This is a genomic window from Planctobacterium marinum, from assembly GCF_020687805.1.
Taxonomy (GTDB): Bacteria; Pseudomonadota; Gammaproteobacteria; order Enterobacterales; family Alteromonadaceae; genus Planctobacterium; species Planctobacterium marinum.
In genome coordinates this window covers 231877-249412 of record NZ_JAJEWQ010000004.1, presented here as the reverse complement: position 1 = coordinate 249412, position 17536 = coordinate 231877, and the positions used below count along the sequence as shown (strand labels likewise).

At 48.6% G+C, this 17536-nt stretch carries 16 protein-coding genes; 1 reads left to right on the top strand and 15 read right to left on the bottom strand.

The annotated features are described in order from the left end of the window. Positions 1-3 precede the first annotated feature (3 nt). The 13 genes from LJ740_RS14670 to LJ740_RS14610 all read right to left on the bottom strand — a co-directional run bounded on the left by LJ740_RS14670 (position 4) and on the right by LJ740_RS14610 (position 14248). Complete coding sequence (locus LJ740_RS14670; RefSeq protein WP_229529862.1) at positions 4-1389, bottom strand: aldehyde dehydrogenase family protein; 1386 nt, start codon at positions 1387-1389, stop codon at positions 4-6. 57 nt (positions 1390-1446) lie between these two features. Next, positions 1447-2745, bottom strand: a complete 1299-nt coding sequence (locus tag LJ740_RS14665) for an adenylosuccinate synthase (RefSeq protein WP_229529861.1) — start codon at positions 2743-2745, stop codon at positions 1447-1449. Positions 2746-2856: 111 nt separating this feature from the next. Continuing rightward, positions 2857-3042, bottom strand: a complete 186-nt coding sequence (locus tag LJ740_RS14660) for a DUF2065 domain-containing protein (RefSeq protein WP_229529860.1) — start codon at positions 3040-3042, stop codon at positions 2857-2859. After that, a complete protein-coding gene (locus LJ740_RS14655; protein ID WP_229529859.1) occupies positions 3035-4201 on the bottom strand; it encodes an aminotransferase class V-fold PLP-dependent enzyme in 1167 nt (388 codons plus the stop codon). The genes LJ740_RS14660 and LJ740_RS14655 overlap by 8 nt, the downstream gene beginning before the upstream one ends. Positions 4202-4322: 121 nt before the next feature. Beyond that, on the bottom strand, positions 4323-5201 hold the full coding sequence (gene hflC, locus LJ740_RS14650) for a protease modulator HflC (RefSeq protein ID WP_229529858.1): 879 nt from the start codon (positions 5199-5201) through the stop codon (positions 4323-4325). Positions 5202-5204: 3 nt separating this feature from the next. Next, the gene (gene hflK / locus LJ740_RS14645; protein WP_229529857.1) at positions 5205-6362 is read right to left on the bottom strand and encodes an FtsH protease activity modulator HflK; all 1158 of its coding nucleotides are present in this window, start codon (positions 6360-6362) and stop codon (positions 5205-5207) included. A gap of 90 nt (positions 6363-6452) precedes the next feature. After that, entirely contained in the window at positions 6453-7739 is a 1287-nt protein-coding gene (gene hflX, locus LJ740_RS14640) for a ribosome rescue GTPase HflX (RefSeq protein WP_229529856.1), read from the bottom strand. Positions 7740-7762: 23 nt separating this feature from the next. Continuing rightward, a complete protein-coding gene (gene hfq / locus LJ740_RS14635; RefSeq protein WP_229529855.1) occupies positions 7763-8017 on the bottom strand; it encodes an RNA chaperone Hfq in 255 nt (84 codons plus the stop codon). 142 nt (positions 8018-8159) lie between these two features. Then, on the bottom strand, positions 8160-9098 hold the full coding sequence (gene miaA / locus LJ740_RS14630; RefSeq protein ID WP_229529854.1) for a tRNA (adenosine(37)-N6)-dimethylallyltransferase MiaA: 939 nt from the start codon (positions 9096-9098) through the stop codon (positions 8160-8162). Beyond that, the gene (mutL, locus tag LJ740_RS14625; protein WP_229529853.1) at positions 9088-10869 is read right to left on the bottom strand and encodes a DNA mismatch repair endonuclease MutL; all 1782 of its coding nucleotides are present in this window, start codon (positions 10867-10869) and stop codon (positions 9088-9090) included. Before mutL ends, miaA begins: the two co-directional genes overlap by 11 nt. Before the next feature lie 18 nt (positions 10870-10887). Beyond that, complete coding sequence (locus tag LJ740_RS14620; protein WP_229529852.1) at positions 10888-12228, bottom strand: N-acetylmuramoyl-L-alanine amidase; 1341 nt, start codon at positions 12226-12228, stop codon at positions 10888-10890. A 9-nt stretch (positions 12229-12237) separates the two neighbouring features. Next, positions 12238-12702 carry a tRNA (adenosine(37)-N6)-threonylcarbamoyltransferase complex ATPase subunit type 1 TsaE gene (tsaE, locus tag LJ740_RS14615; protein ID WP_229529851.1) on the bottom strand — a complete coding sequence of 155 codons (465 nt, stop codon included), beginning with the start codon at positions 12700-12702 and terminating at the stop codon, positions 12238-12240. Between the two features lie 16 nt (positions 12703-12718). After that, positions 12719-14248, bottom strand: a complete 1530-nt coding sequence (locus tag LJ740_RS14610; RefSeq protein ID WP_229529850.1) for an NAD(P)H-hydrate dehydratase — start codon at positions 14246-14248, stop codon at positions 12719-12721. On the opposite strand from LJ740_RS14610, the gene queG reads away from it, so the two are divergent. Further along, complete coding sequence (gene queG, locus LJ740_RS14605; RefSeq protein ID WP_229529849.1) at positions 14248-15396, top strand: tRNA epoxyqueuosine(34) reductase QueG; 1149 nt, start codon at positions 14248-14250, stop codon at positions 15394-15396. The genes LJ740_RS14610 and queG overlap by 1 nt on opposite strands. 12 nt (positions 15397-15408) lie before the next feature. On the opposite strand, the gene LJ740_RS14600 is transcribed toward queG, so the two are convergent. Then, a complete protein-coding gene (locus LJ740_RS14600; protein WP_229529848.1) occupies positions 15409-16089 on the bottom strand; it encodes a response regulator transcription factor in 681 nt (226 codons plus the stop codon). 216 nt (positions 16090-16305) lie between these two features. After that, entirely contained in the window at positions 16306-17388 is a 1083-nt protein-coding gene (hemE, locus tag LJ740_RS14595; protein ID WP_229529847.1) for a uroporphyrinogen decarboxylase, read from the bottom strand. Positions 17389-17536 lie beyond the last annotated feature (148 nt).

Below are 17536 nucleotides of genomic sequence, written 5' to 3'. Positions count from 1 at the left end.
TACTCAGGACAGCATTTTTAACATTTTAAGCTTTTTAACGTTATAGGGTGGATAACGAACATCTACATCCAGGGCGAAGCTACGCTCCATCACCGCTTTTAAATGACTGAAGGTGTCAAAACCCGCCTGACCACAATAACTGCCCATGCCGCTGGTACCGACTCCGCCAAACGGCAGGTCCTGGTTGGTCATAAACATCATGCCGTCATTCACACAAACGCTACCGGCACTGGTTTGTTGCAGTACGCTTTGAGATACGAATTTATCTTTACTAAATATGTACATGGCCAGAGGTTTAGGCCGCTGATTGATAAAATGCACGGCTTCATCGAGCTTGCGATAAGTCAAAATGGGTAGGATCGGACCAAAAATTTCCTGCTGCATGAGCGGTGACTCCGGATCCGGTTCAGCGACCAGGGTTGGTGCAATAAAACGACTTTCCTGGTCACCTACGCCGCCCGACAACACCGTCTGCCCATCCAGCAAGCCCATGATCCTGGACCAGTGACGCTGATTGATTATACGCGCATAATCAGCACTTTTACTGGCATCTTCGCCATAAAATTCCTGCATTTTTTGCTGCAACTTAGCGATAAACGTCTCTTTTACACTCTCATCCACAAGCACATAATCAGGTGCGACACAGGTTTGCCCGGCATTCATCCACTTACACCAGGCAATGCGGGCAACAGATACATCCAGATTGGCGCTTTTATCCACGATGCAGGGACTTTTTCCTCCCAGCTCTAACGTCACCGGTGTGAGATGCTCAGCCGCCGCTCGCATAACCACTTTACCGACAGCTTCGCCACCAGTATACAGGATGTGATCAAAGCGCTGTTGCAACAGCGCTGTAGATTCTTCTACCCCCCCTTCGACCACCGCTACTGCGTCGCCGTCCAGATATCTGGGTACCAGTTCCGCCATGAGCTTTGACGTATTCGCTGCCAATTCAGAAGGCTTTAAAATGGCACAGTTACCGGCAGACAGCGCAGCGACATAAGGGGCAATTACCAGTTGCCAGGGATAATTCCAGGCACCAATAATCAAAGCCACACCCAGAGGTTCTGGTTGAATGTAGCTCTTACCGGGCATAGCCACTAAGGGCGTTTTGACTTTGCGCGGTTTCATCCATTTTTTCAGGTGCTTAATGGTATGGTCCACTTCCGTAGCAATATAGGAAATTTCAGCACTCCAGGCTTCAAGCTGACACTTGCCCAGATCGGCCAGTAAGGCGTCACGAATTTTATCTTCGTTATCCAGTGTCATCTTCTTCACTTGCTGCAGTTGCTGAATACGCCATTGCAACGAGCGTGTCTTACCTGTGGCATAGGTATTGCGCAGGCGATTTACTATATCGGGAATGGTATTTAACGTTTTCGCGTCCATCGTAGCTCCTGAAAAACCAACTTAGAGCAAAAAGCCGCTAACAAGCGGCTTTTTTAATTAGGCATCATAAGGATGAGTTAAAATGATGGTTTCATTTCTGTCAGGTCCGGTAGAGACGATATGTACCGGCACACCTGTCACTTCTTCAATGCGTTTAATGTAATCTTTCGCCGCCTGGGGTAGTGCGTCAATTGTTTTTGCACCGAAAGTATTGTCTGACCAGCCCGGCATGGATTCATACACAGGAGTAACGGCTTCATAGCCATCGGCCGCCATCGGAGGCACATCTTTGATATTGCCGTCAGCATCTTTATAACCGACACAAATCTTCAGCTCTTCCAGGCCATCCAATACATCTAACTTAGTCAGACAGAAACCAGATATAGAGTTAATTTGCACTGCACGCTTCATGGCTACGGCATCAAACCAACCCGTGCGGCGTTTACGGCCTGTGGTGGCCCCGAATTCGTGACCTTTAACGCCCAGATGTTCACCCACGGCATCGTCTAACTCAGTAGGAAACGGACCAGAGCCCACGCGAGTGGTGTAGGCTTTAACGATACCCAGCACATAATCCAGATGTAACGGACCAAAACCGGCACCTGTGGCAACACCACCTACCGTAGTATTGGATGAGGTAACATAAGGATAAGTACCGTGGTCGATGTCCAGCAACGTGCCCTGGGCACCTTCAAACATGATTTTCTTACCTTCCAGACGCGCTTTGTCCAGCAGGTCGGTAACGTCTACCACCATGGATTTTAATATATCCGCAATGGCTAACACTTCCTGTAAAACTTTGTCGTAACTGACAGGCTCAGCTTTGTAATAATGCTGCAGCGCAAAATTGTGATATTCCATCACTTCTTTGAGTTTAGCTGCGAAGCTCTCCACGCAGAACAAGTCACCAACACGCAATCCACGACGTGATACTTTGTCTTCGTAGGCTGGACCAATACCACGTCCCGTGGTACCGATAGCTTTATTGCCACGAGCTTGCTCACGCGCCTGATCCAAAGCGATGTGATAAGGTAAAATCAACGGACAAGCTTCACTGATAACCAAACGCTCTTCTACCGGCACACCACGCTCTTTCAGCATGCCAATTTCTTTCATCAGCGCTTCCGGGCTTAATACCACGCCATTACCAATTACACAGGTAACATTGTCGCGTAAAATACCGGATGGAATAAGATGTAAAACGGTTTTTTCACCGTCGATTACTAAGGTGTGACCAGCGTTATGCCCACCCTGATAACGCACTACGTATGAAGCTTTGTCTGTTAAAAGGTCGACAACCTTACCCTTGCCTTCGTCACCCCATTGGGTACCAAGGACCACTACATTATTTGCCATTGACTTCGCTTTGGTTGAAAGTTAAGCGGGGATTCTACCAAGTTGAGTGCCCTGATTCACCTTTTTTGTCCCAAAAAAAGCGGAAAATGGCATTATTTGGCACGGTTATTCCTAAACCAGTAATAACCACAGCAGGATAGCGCCACCCAGCACCATTGCAGCCCCGACTTTTTGCAACTGAGCAGCCGGCAGCTGAGACAGGCTGTGCAAATATTTTTGCCAGCGATTGGGGAAAAGCAGGGGCCCAACCCCTTCCAGAATCAACAACAGCGCCAATGCCAGCCAGAGACTATCCACCGTAGTTTTCCAGACAACTTAAATCAATATCTGCAATAGCATGATAAGGGGCAAACCCAAACCGCAACCGGTTGCCCCGATAGTCGGTTTCAATCTTGTGGGCTTTCAGATAATCGTGCAAAGTTGCGGTGATACTGGCGTCCGGCAGTTCAAAGGTCAAAAAGTGCCCGTGGTTTTCTGGATTTACCATCATCAAGCGTGATTCGGTAAGAACTGATTGCTTAAGACCAAAAACATGGTTTAAAAATGCCTGCTGTAATTGCTGCACATGCTGATGAATAACCGCTACGGTAACCTTTTCCTTTTGCCACAGATCGAATACGGCCAGTTGTCGGTAAATACCTGAATAATCCATGGTAGAGCCCGCATAATGGAAACCATTGGTGGCATAGTCTACCTTGCGGGACTTAAATTTTTGTAACTCACCAAATTCAGCATACCAGCCGGTGTACAGAGGCCGATTCAGGTAGCCTTTGGGCACATGCATAAAACAAACACCTTCGCCTCCCTGCGCGTACTTATAGCCTCCGGCAAGGTAAAAAATGCGATTTCGATGCTTTTCAATGTCTACCGGTAACGCACAAAACGCGTGATAACCGTCGATCATAATCAGGGTATCGGGATTTTTTACCGCTGACACCAGAGCATCCAGATCCTTTAATACCAGACCCGAATTGAAAAACACCTGACTGCAAAACACCAGATTAGGATCATTGTATTCGATAGCATCCATAAATCGTGACTGAAAGGATTTCACCGGCTGCACCGGCACCTTAATCACGTGGATATTATTAAACTCATCGAGGCGATTTACCTGTCGGGTAAAGCTGTGGAATTCACTGTCGGTGGTAACAATCGTAAGCTCCGATTGCAAATCCATGCCACTGATCACCCGAAACAGGAGTTCATGCGTATTGGGAGCAAAAACCAATTGCTCAGGCAAATTGGTGTTGAGCAATTTGGCAATGTGGCTCTGCAGGCGCGGTACTTTTTCAGCAAAAAAATAGCCCCACTTATCATCGACGAACCGTGCTGAGTCATCCCAGTAATCCAACATGGCCTGACGGCTGACATCGGGCCAGTAGTGATGACTGTGACAGGCATAGTGCTGCACACCCTGATTGGCGTTCAGAAAATGGGTGTAGTGGTGCTTTAACATGCCTGTCTCCGTAAACTCGTTTGAGCGGAACTATACAAGTAATCGCGTAAGATTACTGCGCCTGACAATGAAAAAACCCGCTAAAAAGCGGGTTTTTATGTAACACTAATCGCGATGCTGATTAGTTTTGCTTTTTCATGTATTTGAAAAAGTCGTTGTTGGGCTCTACTACCAATACGTCTTGTTTGCTGTTAAAGCTGTTGCGGTAAGCATCCATACTTCTTAAGAACGCATAAAACTCAGGGCTCTTATTGTAGGCATCTGCATAGATTTTGGCAGCAGTGGCATCACCTTCACCACGCAGTTGTCTGGCGTTACGCTCTGCATCAGCCAACATAACAGTGACTCTGCGGTCGATATCGGCGCGAATGATTTCTGCCTGTTCCTGACCTTCAGAGCGATGCTCTTTGGCCACCGCAGTACGCTCGGCACGCATCCGGTCAAAGATTGAATTACTGACTTCCAGTGGCAGGTTAATCTGCTTAACCCGCACGTCAACGATTTCAATTCCCAATTCGTCAGAGCTTTGCGAGGATTGCTTTAATGCTTCGTCCATCAGTTCAGAACGTTCACCAGAAACAATCTGTGAAATGGTGCGTGTACCAAACTCGGTACGCAAGCCGTTGTTTACCTTTTGCTTTAACAGCGCTTCCGCCTGTTCTTTGATACCGCCACGTGTTGCCAGGTAGTACTTGGCAAAATCGCTGATACGCCACTTAACGTACAAATCCACGATCAGGTCTTTCTTTTCAGATGTCACGAAACGACCCGGTGAATCGTCTAACGTCTGCACCCGCGCGTCCAGTATTTTGACTCTGTCAAAGAAAGGCACTTTAAAGTGTAAACCAGGTGCAAATACGGTGGTTTCATTCGTATCGGCATCCCGTTTGACTTTACCAAACTGGATTACGATACCACGTGTACCTTCCTGCACCACAAAGAGTGAATTAAAACCCAAGAAGGCAATAATCACAGCAATAATCAATGTTAAGTTTTTCATAGCTTAGCCTCTCCCTGAACGAAAGCGATCACCGCGAGAAGAACTCGGCGCGGTATTCGTCGATGTACCAGACGCATCATTGTTATCACGTAAACCTTCTATCGTGCTACGACTGGCAGGGGTTTGCGAGTTTTGCTGTCTTTCTAAAATTTTGTCCAGAGGCAGATACATCATGTTTCCGCCGCCCTGCGTATCCACCACAATTTTGCTGGTATTACTGTATACCTGCTCCATCGTTTCAAGATACAGGCGCTGACGGGTTACTTCCGGTGCCGCAGCGTATTGGGGCAGCAACTCTTCAAAGCGGGCCACTTCACCACGGGATTCCAGAATAACACGCTCTTTATAGGCCTGTGCTTCTTCTTCCATTCTGCGCACCTGGCCACGGGCGCGAGGCTCGATTTCTCTGGCATAGGCTTCAGCTTCACGGATAAAGCGTTGTTCATCCTCCTGAGCCGCAATCGCGTCATCAAAGGCCGCTTTAACTTCCTCTGGTGGTCTGGCATCTTTAAAGTTAACGTCTGTGATGGCGATCCCCATGTTGTAAGGGTTGATCACACTTTCCAGTTCTTCCCAGACTTGTTGGCGAACCACTTCACGGCCGCTGGTTAGTACGTCATCCATTCGTGAATGCCCCACCACATAACGCAAGGATGCGTCCAGCGCCTGCAGTAAGCTCTCATCAGGTTCAGTTACCGCGAAAGTATACTGATAGGGTTCAACAACCCGATACTGTACTTCCATTTCGACTCTGACCACGTTTTCGTCTTCTGTCAGAATGAAGCCGGACGCCGGAATATAGCGAATGGTTTGCACATCAACCGGGATCACCTCGTCAACAAATGTCGGACGCCACTGCAGGCCCGGCTCCACCAATGAGTGGAACTGGCCAAAACGCAACACAACGCCGCGCTCAGCTTCTTTTACGGTGTAAAAACCACTGACCACCCAGATGGCCACCAGAACACCGATTATCACACCGGCCCCCAAGCCACTCAGGCCTTTTCCAAAGGAAGGTCCATTGCCTGAACCTCCTTTAGAACCACCAAATTTTTTAAAAATATTTTTAAAAATATCGTCTAAATCTGGTGGGCCCTGATCGTTGTTTTTACGATTTTTCCAGGGATCATTGTTGTTCCCACCCGGCTCATTCCAGGCCATGTTGTTCTCCACAATTAATCAAAATTCATGATTTGGATACGTAACTTACTGGAAGTTCCAAAAAACTACCAGCACTGATCCAATGTAATCTTAATGCTCGATAATGGTATTAATATCCGCATCGAAGCGCTTAGCTAACCGATGCCAGTCTTTGGCTGGCATGCGGATATCCACAAGCCAGTCTCCGTCGTCGGCGTATTCTTCCGCTGATATACAATTCATCGCATATAAAGCGCCTTTTAAGCGGCCTAAAGCCGGCGGCACCCGAAGCCGATATTGCACCATCTTTTCTGATAAACACTCAGTGAGGGCATTTAGTAATAAATCAATCCCCAGCCCTTGTTGTGCCGACAACCAGACGCGGATTGGTCGCCCTTCGTCATCCCGGTCTATTCGGGGCTCAATCCCCTCCATCCGGTCTATTTTATTGCAAATTATCAACTGTGGTACGTCATTGGCTTCAATTTCGTTCAAAACCGCATTTACCTGGTCGGTGTTTTCTCTGAAACGTTCATCGGAATAATCGACAACGTGCAGTAATAAATCCGCCGACTGTGTTTCCTGCAACGTCGCCTTAAATGCGGCCACCAGATCGTGCGGCAGATGACGAATAAAGCCTACCGTATCAGCCAATATTGCCGCACCCACATCTTGTAACTGAATTTTTCTGAGGGTGGGATCCAGGGTGGCGAACAACTGGTCAGCGGCATATACCCCGGACTCTGTAATGGTATTAAACAGCGTAGATTTACCTGCGTTGGTATAGCCCACCAGCGATACAGTGGGTAATTCGGCGCGTTCCCGTGAACGTCGACCTTGCTCCCGCTGCTTTTGTACTTTCGCCAGACGCTTCAATATGCTTTTGATGCGTTCCCGCAGTAACCGCCGGTCAGTTTCTAGCTGAGTTTCACCCGGACCGCGCAAACCAATACCGCCTTTTTGGCGCTCAAGGTGCGTCCAGCCCCGAATCAGGCGGGTGGAAATATGTTTAAGCTGAGCAAGCTCTACCTGCAACTTACCCTCGTGAGTTCTGGCCCGTTGCGCAAAAATATCCAGGATCAGACTGGTACGGTCCAGCACCCGGCACTTACAGAGTTGCTCCAGATTGCGTTCCTGGGAAGGGGAAAGACTGTGGTTAAAGATCACCACATCAGCATCATTGGCGCGTACGGCGTTAGCGATCTCTTCCGCTTTACCGCTGCCCACGAAATATTTTGGGGCCGGATTTTGACGAGACCCCGTGACTATATCAACTGCATTGACACCTGCCGATGACACCAGCATTTGCAATTCCTGCAAATCTTCTTTGCTCTGTTCATCGGAGAAGTATATATGTACTAATACAGCCTGTTCACCAGCTTCATAACGGTCAAACAAGCTTCATTTCCTTGATTGGGTAATTATTCAGACTGAATATTATCTCCATCTCCTTGATCGTTCGCAACCATTGGAATCGCTCTGGCCGGTACGACAGTAGAAATTGCATGCTTGTAAACCATCTGGCTTACCGTATTTTTTAACAAAATGACGAATTGATCGAAGGACTCAATTTGTCCCTGCAGCTTGATGCCATTTACAAGATATATCGACACGGGAACACGTTCGCGACGCAAAGCGTTCAAAAACGGGTCTTGTAGTGATTGTCCCTTAGCCATTTTCAGCCTCTTGTTCTTCTTATCTTTTTTGTTGTTCTGGTTGTGTGTGCTGCCCACAATTGGGCAAGTCAAATACAGTATACAGGATTTACCTGGACTGTATACACTCCTGATATTTGGGTCTTACCACAGCAAATTCAAGTTACAACTTTGAGAATAAGTCTTTGACCCTGTTAACGTTATTATCGGCAAACGTATCCAGCCAATGTAACTCCGGCCAACCTCTCAGCCAGGTTAATTGACGCTTGGCCAATTGCCTTGTAGCGACGATACCACGGTATCGCATTTCGTCAAAATCATACTTTCCTACAAGATATAACCACATTTGACGATAACCAACGCACCGCATAGACGGCAAATCCAGATGCAAATCCGTGCGCTGCATCAACCGCTCAACTTCATCCTGAAAGCCATTTTCCAGCATAATATCAAAGCGGCGCTCAATACGTTGGTGTAATACACTTCGATCCTCGGGGGCGATCCCAAGTTGAAGTATATTATAGGGTATAGATGACGACCGTGTTGCCGTCAATTCTGTCATGGATTTTCCCGATATCCGATATACTTCAATAGCGCGCATTAATCGTTGTGGATCATTGGGATGGATACGGGCTGCAGATACCGGATCGATGCGCTGCAATTCCTGATGCAATGCCTGCCAGCCATGAGTTTCAACGTCTGCACTGATCTGCTGACGCACAGTATCGTCTGCTTCCGGTAACGTGGAAATGCCATCGGTCAGGGCTTTGTAATACATCATAGTACCGCCCACCAGCAAGGGAATACGCCCGGTTTGCGTAATATCCTGCATTTCACGCAGCGCGTCATCTCGAAACTGGGCGACGGAATAGGATTCAGCCGGGTCCAGAATATCAATCAGGCGGTGAGGCGCTTTTTGTTGTTCCTGCTCAGTGGGTTTTGCAGTACCGATATCCATGCCCTGATAAATCAGCGCGGAATCAACACTGATAATTTCGCACAACCCACTTTGCACCAACTCAATCGCCAGATCCGTTTTTCCTGAGGCGGTGGGTCCCATCAGGAAAATGGCTTTAGGTAGCCCTTGTTTATCAGTTGCCATGAAATTCTTGTAGCCATGTGTGAAGTGGCACGGGAACAATGCCCTGTTCCGCAAAGTTTTCCAATGCCACGCTTTGCGTATATTGCTCGAATAATTGCTGTGTATCCACCAGCCCGTCAAGTTGCCAGTACCGCGCCAGACAGTGCAAGAGTGAAGCTAATGTGCATTCGTCAGCGTCACTCAGGGCCGTTACAATATCCTGCCAACGCTGATTTCTGGCGCCCACCGGCACCTGCTTCAGTATCAACTTATTGTGATAAGGTTCCAGCTTCATGCCTATTCGGGCGGCGTTGTGACACAGGGTTTCAGTGTCAATCTGACTGTTTTTAACGACAGAGACCGGCAACAACAAAGGTTGAGATACCGGGCTTTCAGTCAGATAGCGACCTTGCAAATAATGCACAATTAAATTTTGCATCGGTACAAAATAAACCTGCTCTTGCTTGTGTAACAGCCAGCCCATTCCCGGTACTTCAAACCCCCTGCTGTACTTTGCCTGAGCAGACTCCTTATATTCTGGTTGCGGAACATCGGTCTGCGACACTGGTGGGCGCATAAGTTGCGTATAATTACCCGCGGCTTCCTCAATGGTGGTTGCGGATTGAGATTTATAGCTTCCCTGATACCGTCCGGTTTGCGGCGTGTAACTTTGCAGCGGTTTTATATAGTCGCGGTCCGGCTGATAATTGTGTCTTTGGGAAGCCGGTTTTGCCGTCAAAGCAGACCCGGAATCCGCGTTTGCCTCAGGCCCGGCCGGCTCAACAGCGCAAGCACCACCGCTATTCAGAGCATCATTCACCGCGGAATAGATAAAGTCATGCACCAGACGCGCCTGATGAAAACGCACTTCGTGTTCCGCCGGGTGTACATTCACGTCGACTTCGTGATGAGGCAAGGTCAGATACAAGACAAAAAATGGAAATTTATCCGGCGGTAACTGCCCTTCAAATGCCTGCCGGATAGCATGCAGAATTAATTTATCGCGCATCATACGGTTATTAACAAATACATACTGAGTATCGTTCACCGATCGAAAAGCACCGGGCCTGGACACCCATCCCAGCAGTCGAAATTGCTGATACTGGCTGTCCAGATACAAAAAATCCTGACTAACGCTGGTGCCGCATATCTGCTGGATGCGTTTTATCTGCTCGTCATCTGAGGTTATCGCAGGCAAAGATTTAACTAACTTGCCGTTGTGTAGTAGTTTCATTCCCACGTCAAATCGGCTCAACGCAATACGCGTGAACAGCGTTTCGATATGATTGAATTCGGTTTTTTCGGTGCGCAGAAACTTTCGACGGGCAGGCGTATTGAAAAACAAATCCAGCACTTCCACACTGGTGCCCTGTGGGTGAGCCGCAGGCTCAACAAGCACCTGCATATCGCGGCCTTCGCTTCGGGCTTGCCAGGCTTCGGTTTGTTGTTCAGGACGAGACGTCAGAGTCAATCGCGACACCGAACTGATACTGGCCAAGGCCTCACCGCGAAATCCCAGGGTGGCAATGTGCTCCAAATCTTCCAGTTCAGCAACCTTACTGGTGGCATGACGACTCAGCGCCAGCATTAATTCATCTTTGACAATGCCCGACCCATTATCGGTTACTTTGATTTTCTTATGTCCGCCCTTTTCCACATCGATAGTTATTTGTGTGGCGCCCGAATCTATGCTGTTCTCCAGCAGTTCTTTCAGCACGGAAGCGGGACGTTCAACCACTTCCCCGGCAGCAATTTGGTTCGCCAACCTGGCGGGTAACACTTTTATCGGCAAGAGACTTCGACTCGTTGTTTAACTTTGCGGAATATTTAAAACCTGGCCTATTCTGACAATATCAGTATTGAGATTGTTGGCCTTTTTTAAATTGTTAACGCTGACATTATAACGCAAAGCCAGTTCGCTGAGGGAATCTCCGCGTTCCACCCGGTGGGTGCGATTTTTAGGTCTTTGCTTTGCCCATAACGTTCCATCAGGTGGGCTGTTTAAAAAGTGTGAGCGTATCCCTTTGAAGATAGACTGAGCCAGATTTTGCTGATGTTTACGCCAGTTCAGGTTTTTCTCTTCCTTGGGATTGGAAATAAACCCCACTTCCACCAGCACCGAAGGGATATCCGGCGATGTTAACACCGCCAGACTGGCTGCCTGCGGGCTTTTCTTGTGCAGTTTCATCATGCCTTTAAGTTCAGATAATATATTACGGCTGACGTCATAACTGGTGGCAATGGAATGGTCCATGGACATATCCAGCAGTGCCTGCGTTAAATAGCGCTCGTTGTTGGTATCCTGGATCACCTCAGCAGCACCGCCTAACAGCTCGGAATGCTGTTCGGTGTTTTCCAGCCAGCGACCTAACTCACTGTTGGCCCGGCCAGTGGATAAAACCCATACCGATGAGCCATTGGGTTGTGGTTGCGTAAAGGCATCAGCGTGTACTGACACAAATAAATCGGCTTTCTTTTCCCGCGCAATTTCAGGCCGGCGATTGGGTGTCAGATAATAATCGCCGGTGCGGATCAACACAGAGCGCATCCCCGGCTCGCCATCCACCAGTTTTGCCAGCTCCCGTGCCACTTTCAGGGTGACATTTTTTTCAAAAGTACCACCACGGCCTATTGAGCCGGGATCTTCTCCACCGTGCCCGGCATCTATCGCGATAATAATGTCCTGATGACGTTTGTTCACCGGCTGCTCGATCATATTGCGCTGCGAATCCCGCTCGTCAGGCAAATCTACCACTAAACGGTTGCCATATGGTGCAGTGGGTTGCAGGGAGAATATTTGCGGGGTGACCTTCTTGTCCAGTTCCAGCACTATGCGCACATCGCCATTCGCCTTTGGCCGGCTGTAACGGATTTTTTTAACCAATTCACTGCTGTTATCAATTTTTGCGAAATCCAAATCGCCTTTGGTGTCGGCTAAATCGATGACCAGTCGGTGTGGGTTCTGCAGGATAAACCAGCTGTATTTAGGTTGCTGCTGTAAGTCCAGCACAACGCGGGTATTGGTGGGCGAAGGCCAGATGCGAACACTGTTGATGGAATTATTGCTGGCATGAGCTTCAGGCGCGACAAGCCCTCCGCTAACCGGATAGCACAAAAAAACCAGCAGGCAGTAGCGCAACAATATCTTCATTGATACATATTATTTTAATTGTTGTATCAGTTCCCTTGCCTTGGGAGACCTTCCTAGAAGTTCTATACTACGCCCTTGGTCGGTAAACTCAATAGTTATCTCCAGATCCGGGGCTGGCAGCCAACCGGCACCTTTTTCCGGCCATTCGATCAGATTAATCGTGTCCTGTTGCTGATAATCCCGAATCCCCATAAATTCCAGTTCTTCCGGATCAGCCAGCCGATACAGATCGAAGTGAAACACTTTAAAGCTACCTAAATCATAGGGCTCTACCAGGGTGTAGGTAGGACTTTTTACACTGCCCTGATGGCCAAGTCCGGCGATAAATCCCCGACTAAAACAGGTTTTCCCGGCGCCCAAATCGCCATTCAGGTGAATTGTCCAGGCCTCGGGGTTTTGCAGGCAAAACCGGGCGAGGTTTTGTGCGAGTTGTTCCGTATCCTGTTCGGAACGACTCTGAATCGTTTGTTTCATGTGAACGCACTCCGGATCAATCGCGTTTTTCGGTGTTAATAAGTCGACGTATATATGGGAACAAATCACTGGCTAACAAGCCAATCTGACCATTTTCTTGTGCTGCCAGGTCAGCCGCGCAACTGTGCAGACAAACACCGTACAGGGCACTCAGGCGGTTACTCATTCCCTGGGCCAGCAGGGCCCCCAGAATACCGGTTAACACATCCCCCATACCTCCGGTGGCCATACCCGGATTGCCATTGTTGCACACCCAGGTGTTTTCCTGGGATGCGATCAGCGTGCCCGCGCCTTTCAACACAGCCACAGCCTCAAAATGTTGAGTCAGGGTAGCCGCTGCCTGATAGCGATCAGATTCAATGGCATTGGGGGTGGATTTTAACAAACGCGAAGCCTCAGCGGAATGAGGTGTAATAATTGCCAGATTTTTCGGGATCGCCAGGCGATAGTGCTCAGCAATCAGGTTCAGGGCATCAGCATCAATCACCAGGTGTTTGTGAAACTGCAGGCAATGCTGCAACGTGGCCTCCAGTAAAGTCACAGACCACAGATCTTTTCCAAGACCTGGCCCAATGGCAATGGCATTGGCCCAGGACAAGGTATCAGCCAGTTGTTCGGTACGGGTTTCTACCATAATTTCCGGACGAGTACCGTTTATAGTAGAACGCGAGCCCGGATGACAAAACACTTTAACCAGTCCGGCTCCGGTGCGCAACGCACCTTCAGCGGTGAGTCGGATTGCGCCGGCATAACTTTCATTGCCGCCAATACAGAGTAATTTTCCCATCGCGCCTTTGTGGGCGTTGATGCGTCTTTTGGGTAAGGGCGGCAGCATCTGAAAGTCAATGATTTTACCTACCTGCACTGCAATACGTTGAAACTCACGACCAATTCCCAGGTCAAAAAAGTGCAGATGGCCGCAATACTGTTTGCCTTCACCGGTTTTTAGGCCGCTTTTAATGCCCACAAAGGTGCAAGTATCATCGGCCTGCACTGCAACGCCTGAAGCATAGCCTGTATCGGCGTTCATGCCGGAGGGAATATCGATGCTGACTACGGTAATAACACTGTCGTTGAGGCGCGAAATCACTTCGGCATAAGGAGCTTTAACGGCGCCTTTAATACCTGTGCCCAGCATCCCATCGACACAAAGATCATACTGATTGAAATCCAGGTTGTGGGCTGTGCGGGTTCCACCTTTTTGGCTCAGCCATTTACTGCGCGCCAGTCTGGCATCGGCAGACAGCTTTTGCGGATTGCCCAATTCGCACACATCACACATCAACCCCGCTTCCAGTGCCAGTCGTGCCACCACATAGGCATCACCACCATTGTTTCCGTGTCCTGCCAGCACAATCAGTTTTTTAACATGGCTATATTGTTTAATTATCAGTTCGTAAACAGCCGCACCGGCGTTTTCCATCAATTGGTAGAGACTGATCCCCGCCAGCTCAGCGGCGCGCGGCTCCACCAGACGAACCTGGTCTGCGGTATAAATATTGTGTGTTAAACTCTCTCGTTGAAATAGGTTTTTAAAGGTTTTCAATGTCTGCCCTTCCCGACGATACTTATACTGAGCTCAGCAAAAAAATTAAAATCTGGGGCCAGGAACTTGGGTTCCAGCAAGTAGGTATCGCTGATATTAACCTGGAAAGTCATAAAATAACGTTACAGAATTGGTTAGACAATGGATATTACGGCGATATGCATTGGATAACCGAGAATACCGACAAACGCCTGGACCCGGCTAAACTGGTGCCGGGCACCCTGCGCGTTGTCAGTGTTTGCATGGCTTACCTGCCCGATGATGCGCAATTTGCTAAAAACCTGAAAGATGATCAACGGGCCTATATCAGTCGCTACGCCACAGGCAGAGACTATCACAAAGTGATGCGTAACCGGCTAAAAAAGCTGGGGGAGAAAATATCAGAGCTGGTACCGTCAGCGCAGTGGCGGCCCTTTGTGGATTCGGCTCCGGTGCTGGAACACGCACTGGCAGAAAAAGCGGGGATCGGCTGGACCGGTAAACACAGCCTGACCCTGAACAGCCATGCCGGCTCGCTATTTTTTCTGGGGGAGCTTTTTATCAACCTGCCCTTGCCAACAGATACCCCAACTGAAGAGAAGTGTGGTAGTTGTGTAGCTTGCATTACTGTGTGCCCCACCAAGGCCATTGTGGCCCCGTATGTGGTAGACGGCAGGCGCTGTATCAGTTACCTGACAATCGAAAACAAAGGTGACATTCCCGAAGAATTTCGTCGCGCCATCGGCAATCGTATCTATGGATGCGATGACTGCCAGTTGATTTGTCCGTGGAATCGCTATGCTCAGATCAGTGACGAACCGGATTTTAAGATCCGCCACAATTTATCGCAGGCCACGTTACTCGAACTGTTTGCATGGGATGAGTCAACCTTTCTGAACAAGATGCAGGGTTCTGCCATCAGACGCATTGGCTTTCAGTCCTGGCAACGCAACATCAGTATTGCGCTGGGCAACGCCCAATACAGTGAGGCAGTTTTGCAGGCCTTACAGCAAAAACAGCATGACGCTTCAGCGCTGGTGCAGCGTCACATTGACTGGGCAATTGCCGAACAATTACAGAAAAAAGCAAAACAGGCGAAAGAATCCACCGGGCGACTGACCCTGAGGTTAATTCGCACTATCGAAAAGGGCATGCCAGACAGCGCCTGACAGGCATGTGATTTAGTTGCGCAGCATATATCCTTCACCGCGAATGGTCTGGATGATGCGGAACGGCTTCTCATTGTCGTTTAATTTTTTACGTAAACGGCTGATACTGATATCCACAGCGCGGTTATTTTCCGGAATATCCAGATCAGAAACCTGTTCTACGATTTCTTCACGGGGCACCACTTCGTTGTATCTGCGCGCCAAAGTGGCCAGTACTTTAAACTCGTGCTGAGTCAGTTCGATGCGATTGCCATCCACGTCAAACAGTGCCCGACGTTTTTGGCTCAACACGTATTCGTGGAAGGTTAAATCTTCATCCTGAGTTTCCACTACCAGCGGTAGTCCCAGCACGTTTTTGATCCGTATCAGTAATTCTTTGAGGGAAAAGGGTTTGCCGAGGTAATCTTTGGCACCTAACTCCAGGCCCGCCACTTTGTCATCATCGGTTTTGCGGCCTGAAATGATCATAATCGGCGTCGCTGTGCGCTTCACTAACTTGCGCAAAATAACCAGACCGTCTTCATCCGGCAAAGTCAGATCCAAAATAATGAGGTCGAAATTACTTTTCGCCACCTGCGAAAAACAGTCTTTGGCGGTTTCCACCGGTGTGATGGTAAAGCCATTTCCCGACAGAAACACATCCACCAAACTGCTCATTTCCTTGTCGTCCTCAACTAACAGTACGCTGGACATTTAGCTACACCCTACAATTTTTGTGGAAATTATATAGACATCTCCACATCATAGTCCATTTTGGATCTATCACGCAAAGTTTCTTTACTGCTTGAATTATATGAATTATTTCATTCACAAAATGTAACAATTGCGGCTGCCTGATAGCCGTGTTCAGGCAGCGCAATGATAAAAGACCGGATGTTCTGTCAATTAAAGCCGCGCCGCGGCACCTGTTTATCTGTGGTACTGGCCGCTCAGTTTATGGACCGCGTGAATAAACGCACCGGCTTTATCCGGATCGATATCAGGATGAATTCCATGGCCCAAATTAAACACATGACCAGTGCCTTCACCAAATCCGGCCAAAATTGAGGCGACTTCCGATTCGATGCGCTCGACCGGGGCATGCAGCATACAAGGGTCCATATTCCCCTGAATCGCCACCTTGTCGCCCACCCGAGCACGGGCATCAGCAATATCAGTAGTCCAGTCCAGTCCAACCGCATCACAACCTGTCGCGGCAATGGCTTCCAGCCACTGTCCCCCATTTTTGGTGAACAGGGTTACCGGTACTTTGCGGCCTTCGTTTTCACGGATCAGACCAGCCACGATTTTTTCCATATACTGCAAGGAAAATTCTTTATAGGCCTGCGGCGACAACACGCCACCCCAGGTATCAAATACCATCAGCGATTGTGCCCCCGCTTTAACCTGGGCATTCAGGTATAACACCACTGAATCGGCTAATTTATCCAGCAACAGGTGTAGGGCGGCGGGATCGGAAAACGCCATTTTCTTGATTTTCCCAAAGGTTTTCGTTGAGCCACCCTCTACCATGTAGGTGGCCAGAGTCCAGGGACTACCGGAAAACCCTATCAGTGGCACACTGCCTTGCAACGCACTGCGAATGGCTCTGACGGCATCCATCACATAACCAAGTTCCGATTCCGGATCGGGAATCGGTAACTTTTCAACGTCAGCCATATTACTCAAGGGGCGTTCAAACTTGGGTCCTTCACCGGTTTCAAAGTACAGCCCCAGTCCCATCGCATCCGGGATGGTCAAAATATCGGAAAATAAAATAGCAGCATCTAAGGGATAACGACGCAAAGGCTGTAGCGTAACTTCGCAGGCCAGCTCGGTATTTTTGCACAATGACATAAAATCACCGGCCTGAGCGCGGGTGGCTTTGTATTCTGGCAAATAGCGACCAGCCTGACGCATCATCCATACCGGCGTAACGTCGACAGGTTCTCGTAATAATGCTCTGAGATAACGATCATTCTTTAGGGGATTCGGATTGCTTTGCTGGGTCATAATACCTTACGCCATGGGCAGTTGAGAGAATTTTAGAAACCGCGCTATTCTACACAAAAACAAGCCAGGAAAGAGAACTTTTGCGACTATTGATATTTTTTTAAACAAAAAAACTTGTCATTCTTTTTAATTATCTGCTATAACTTAT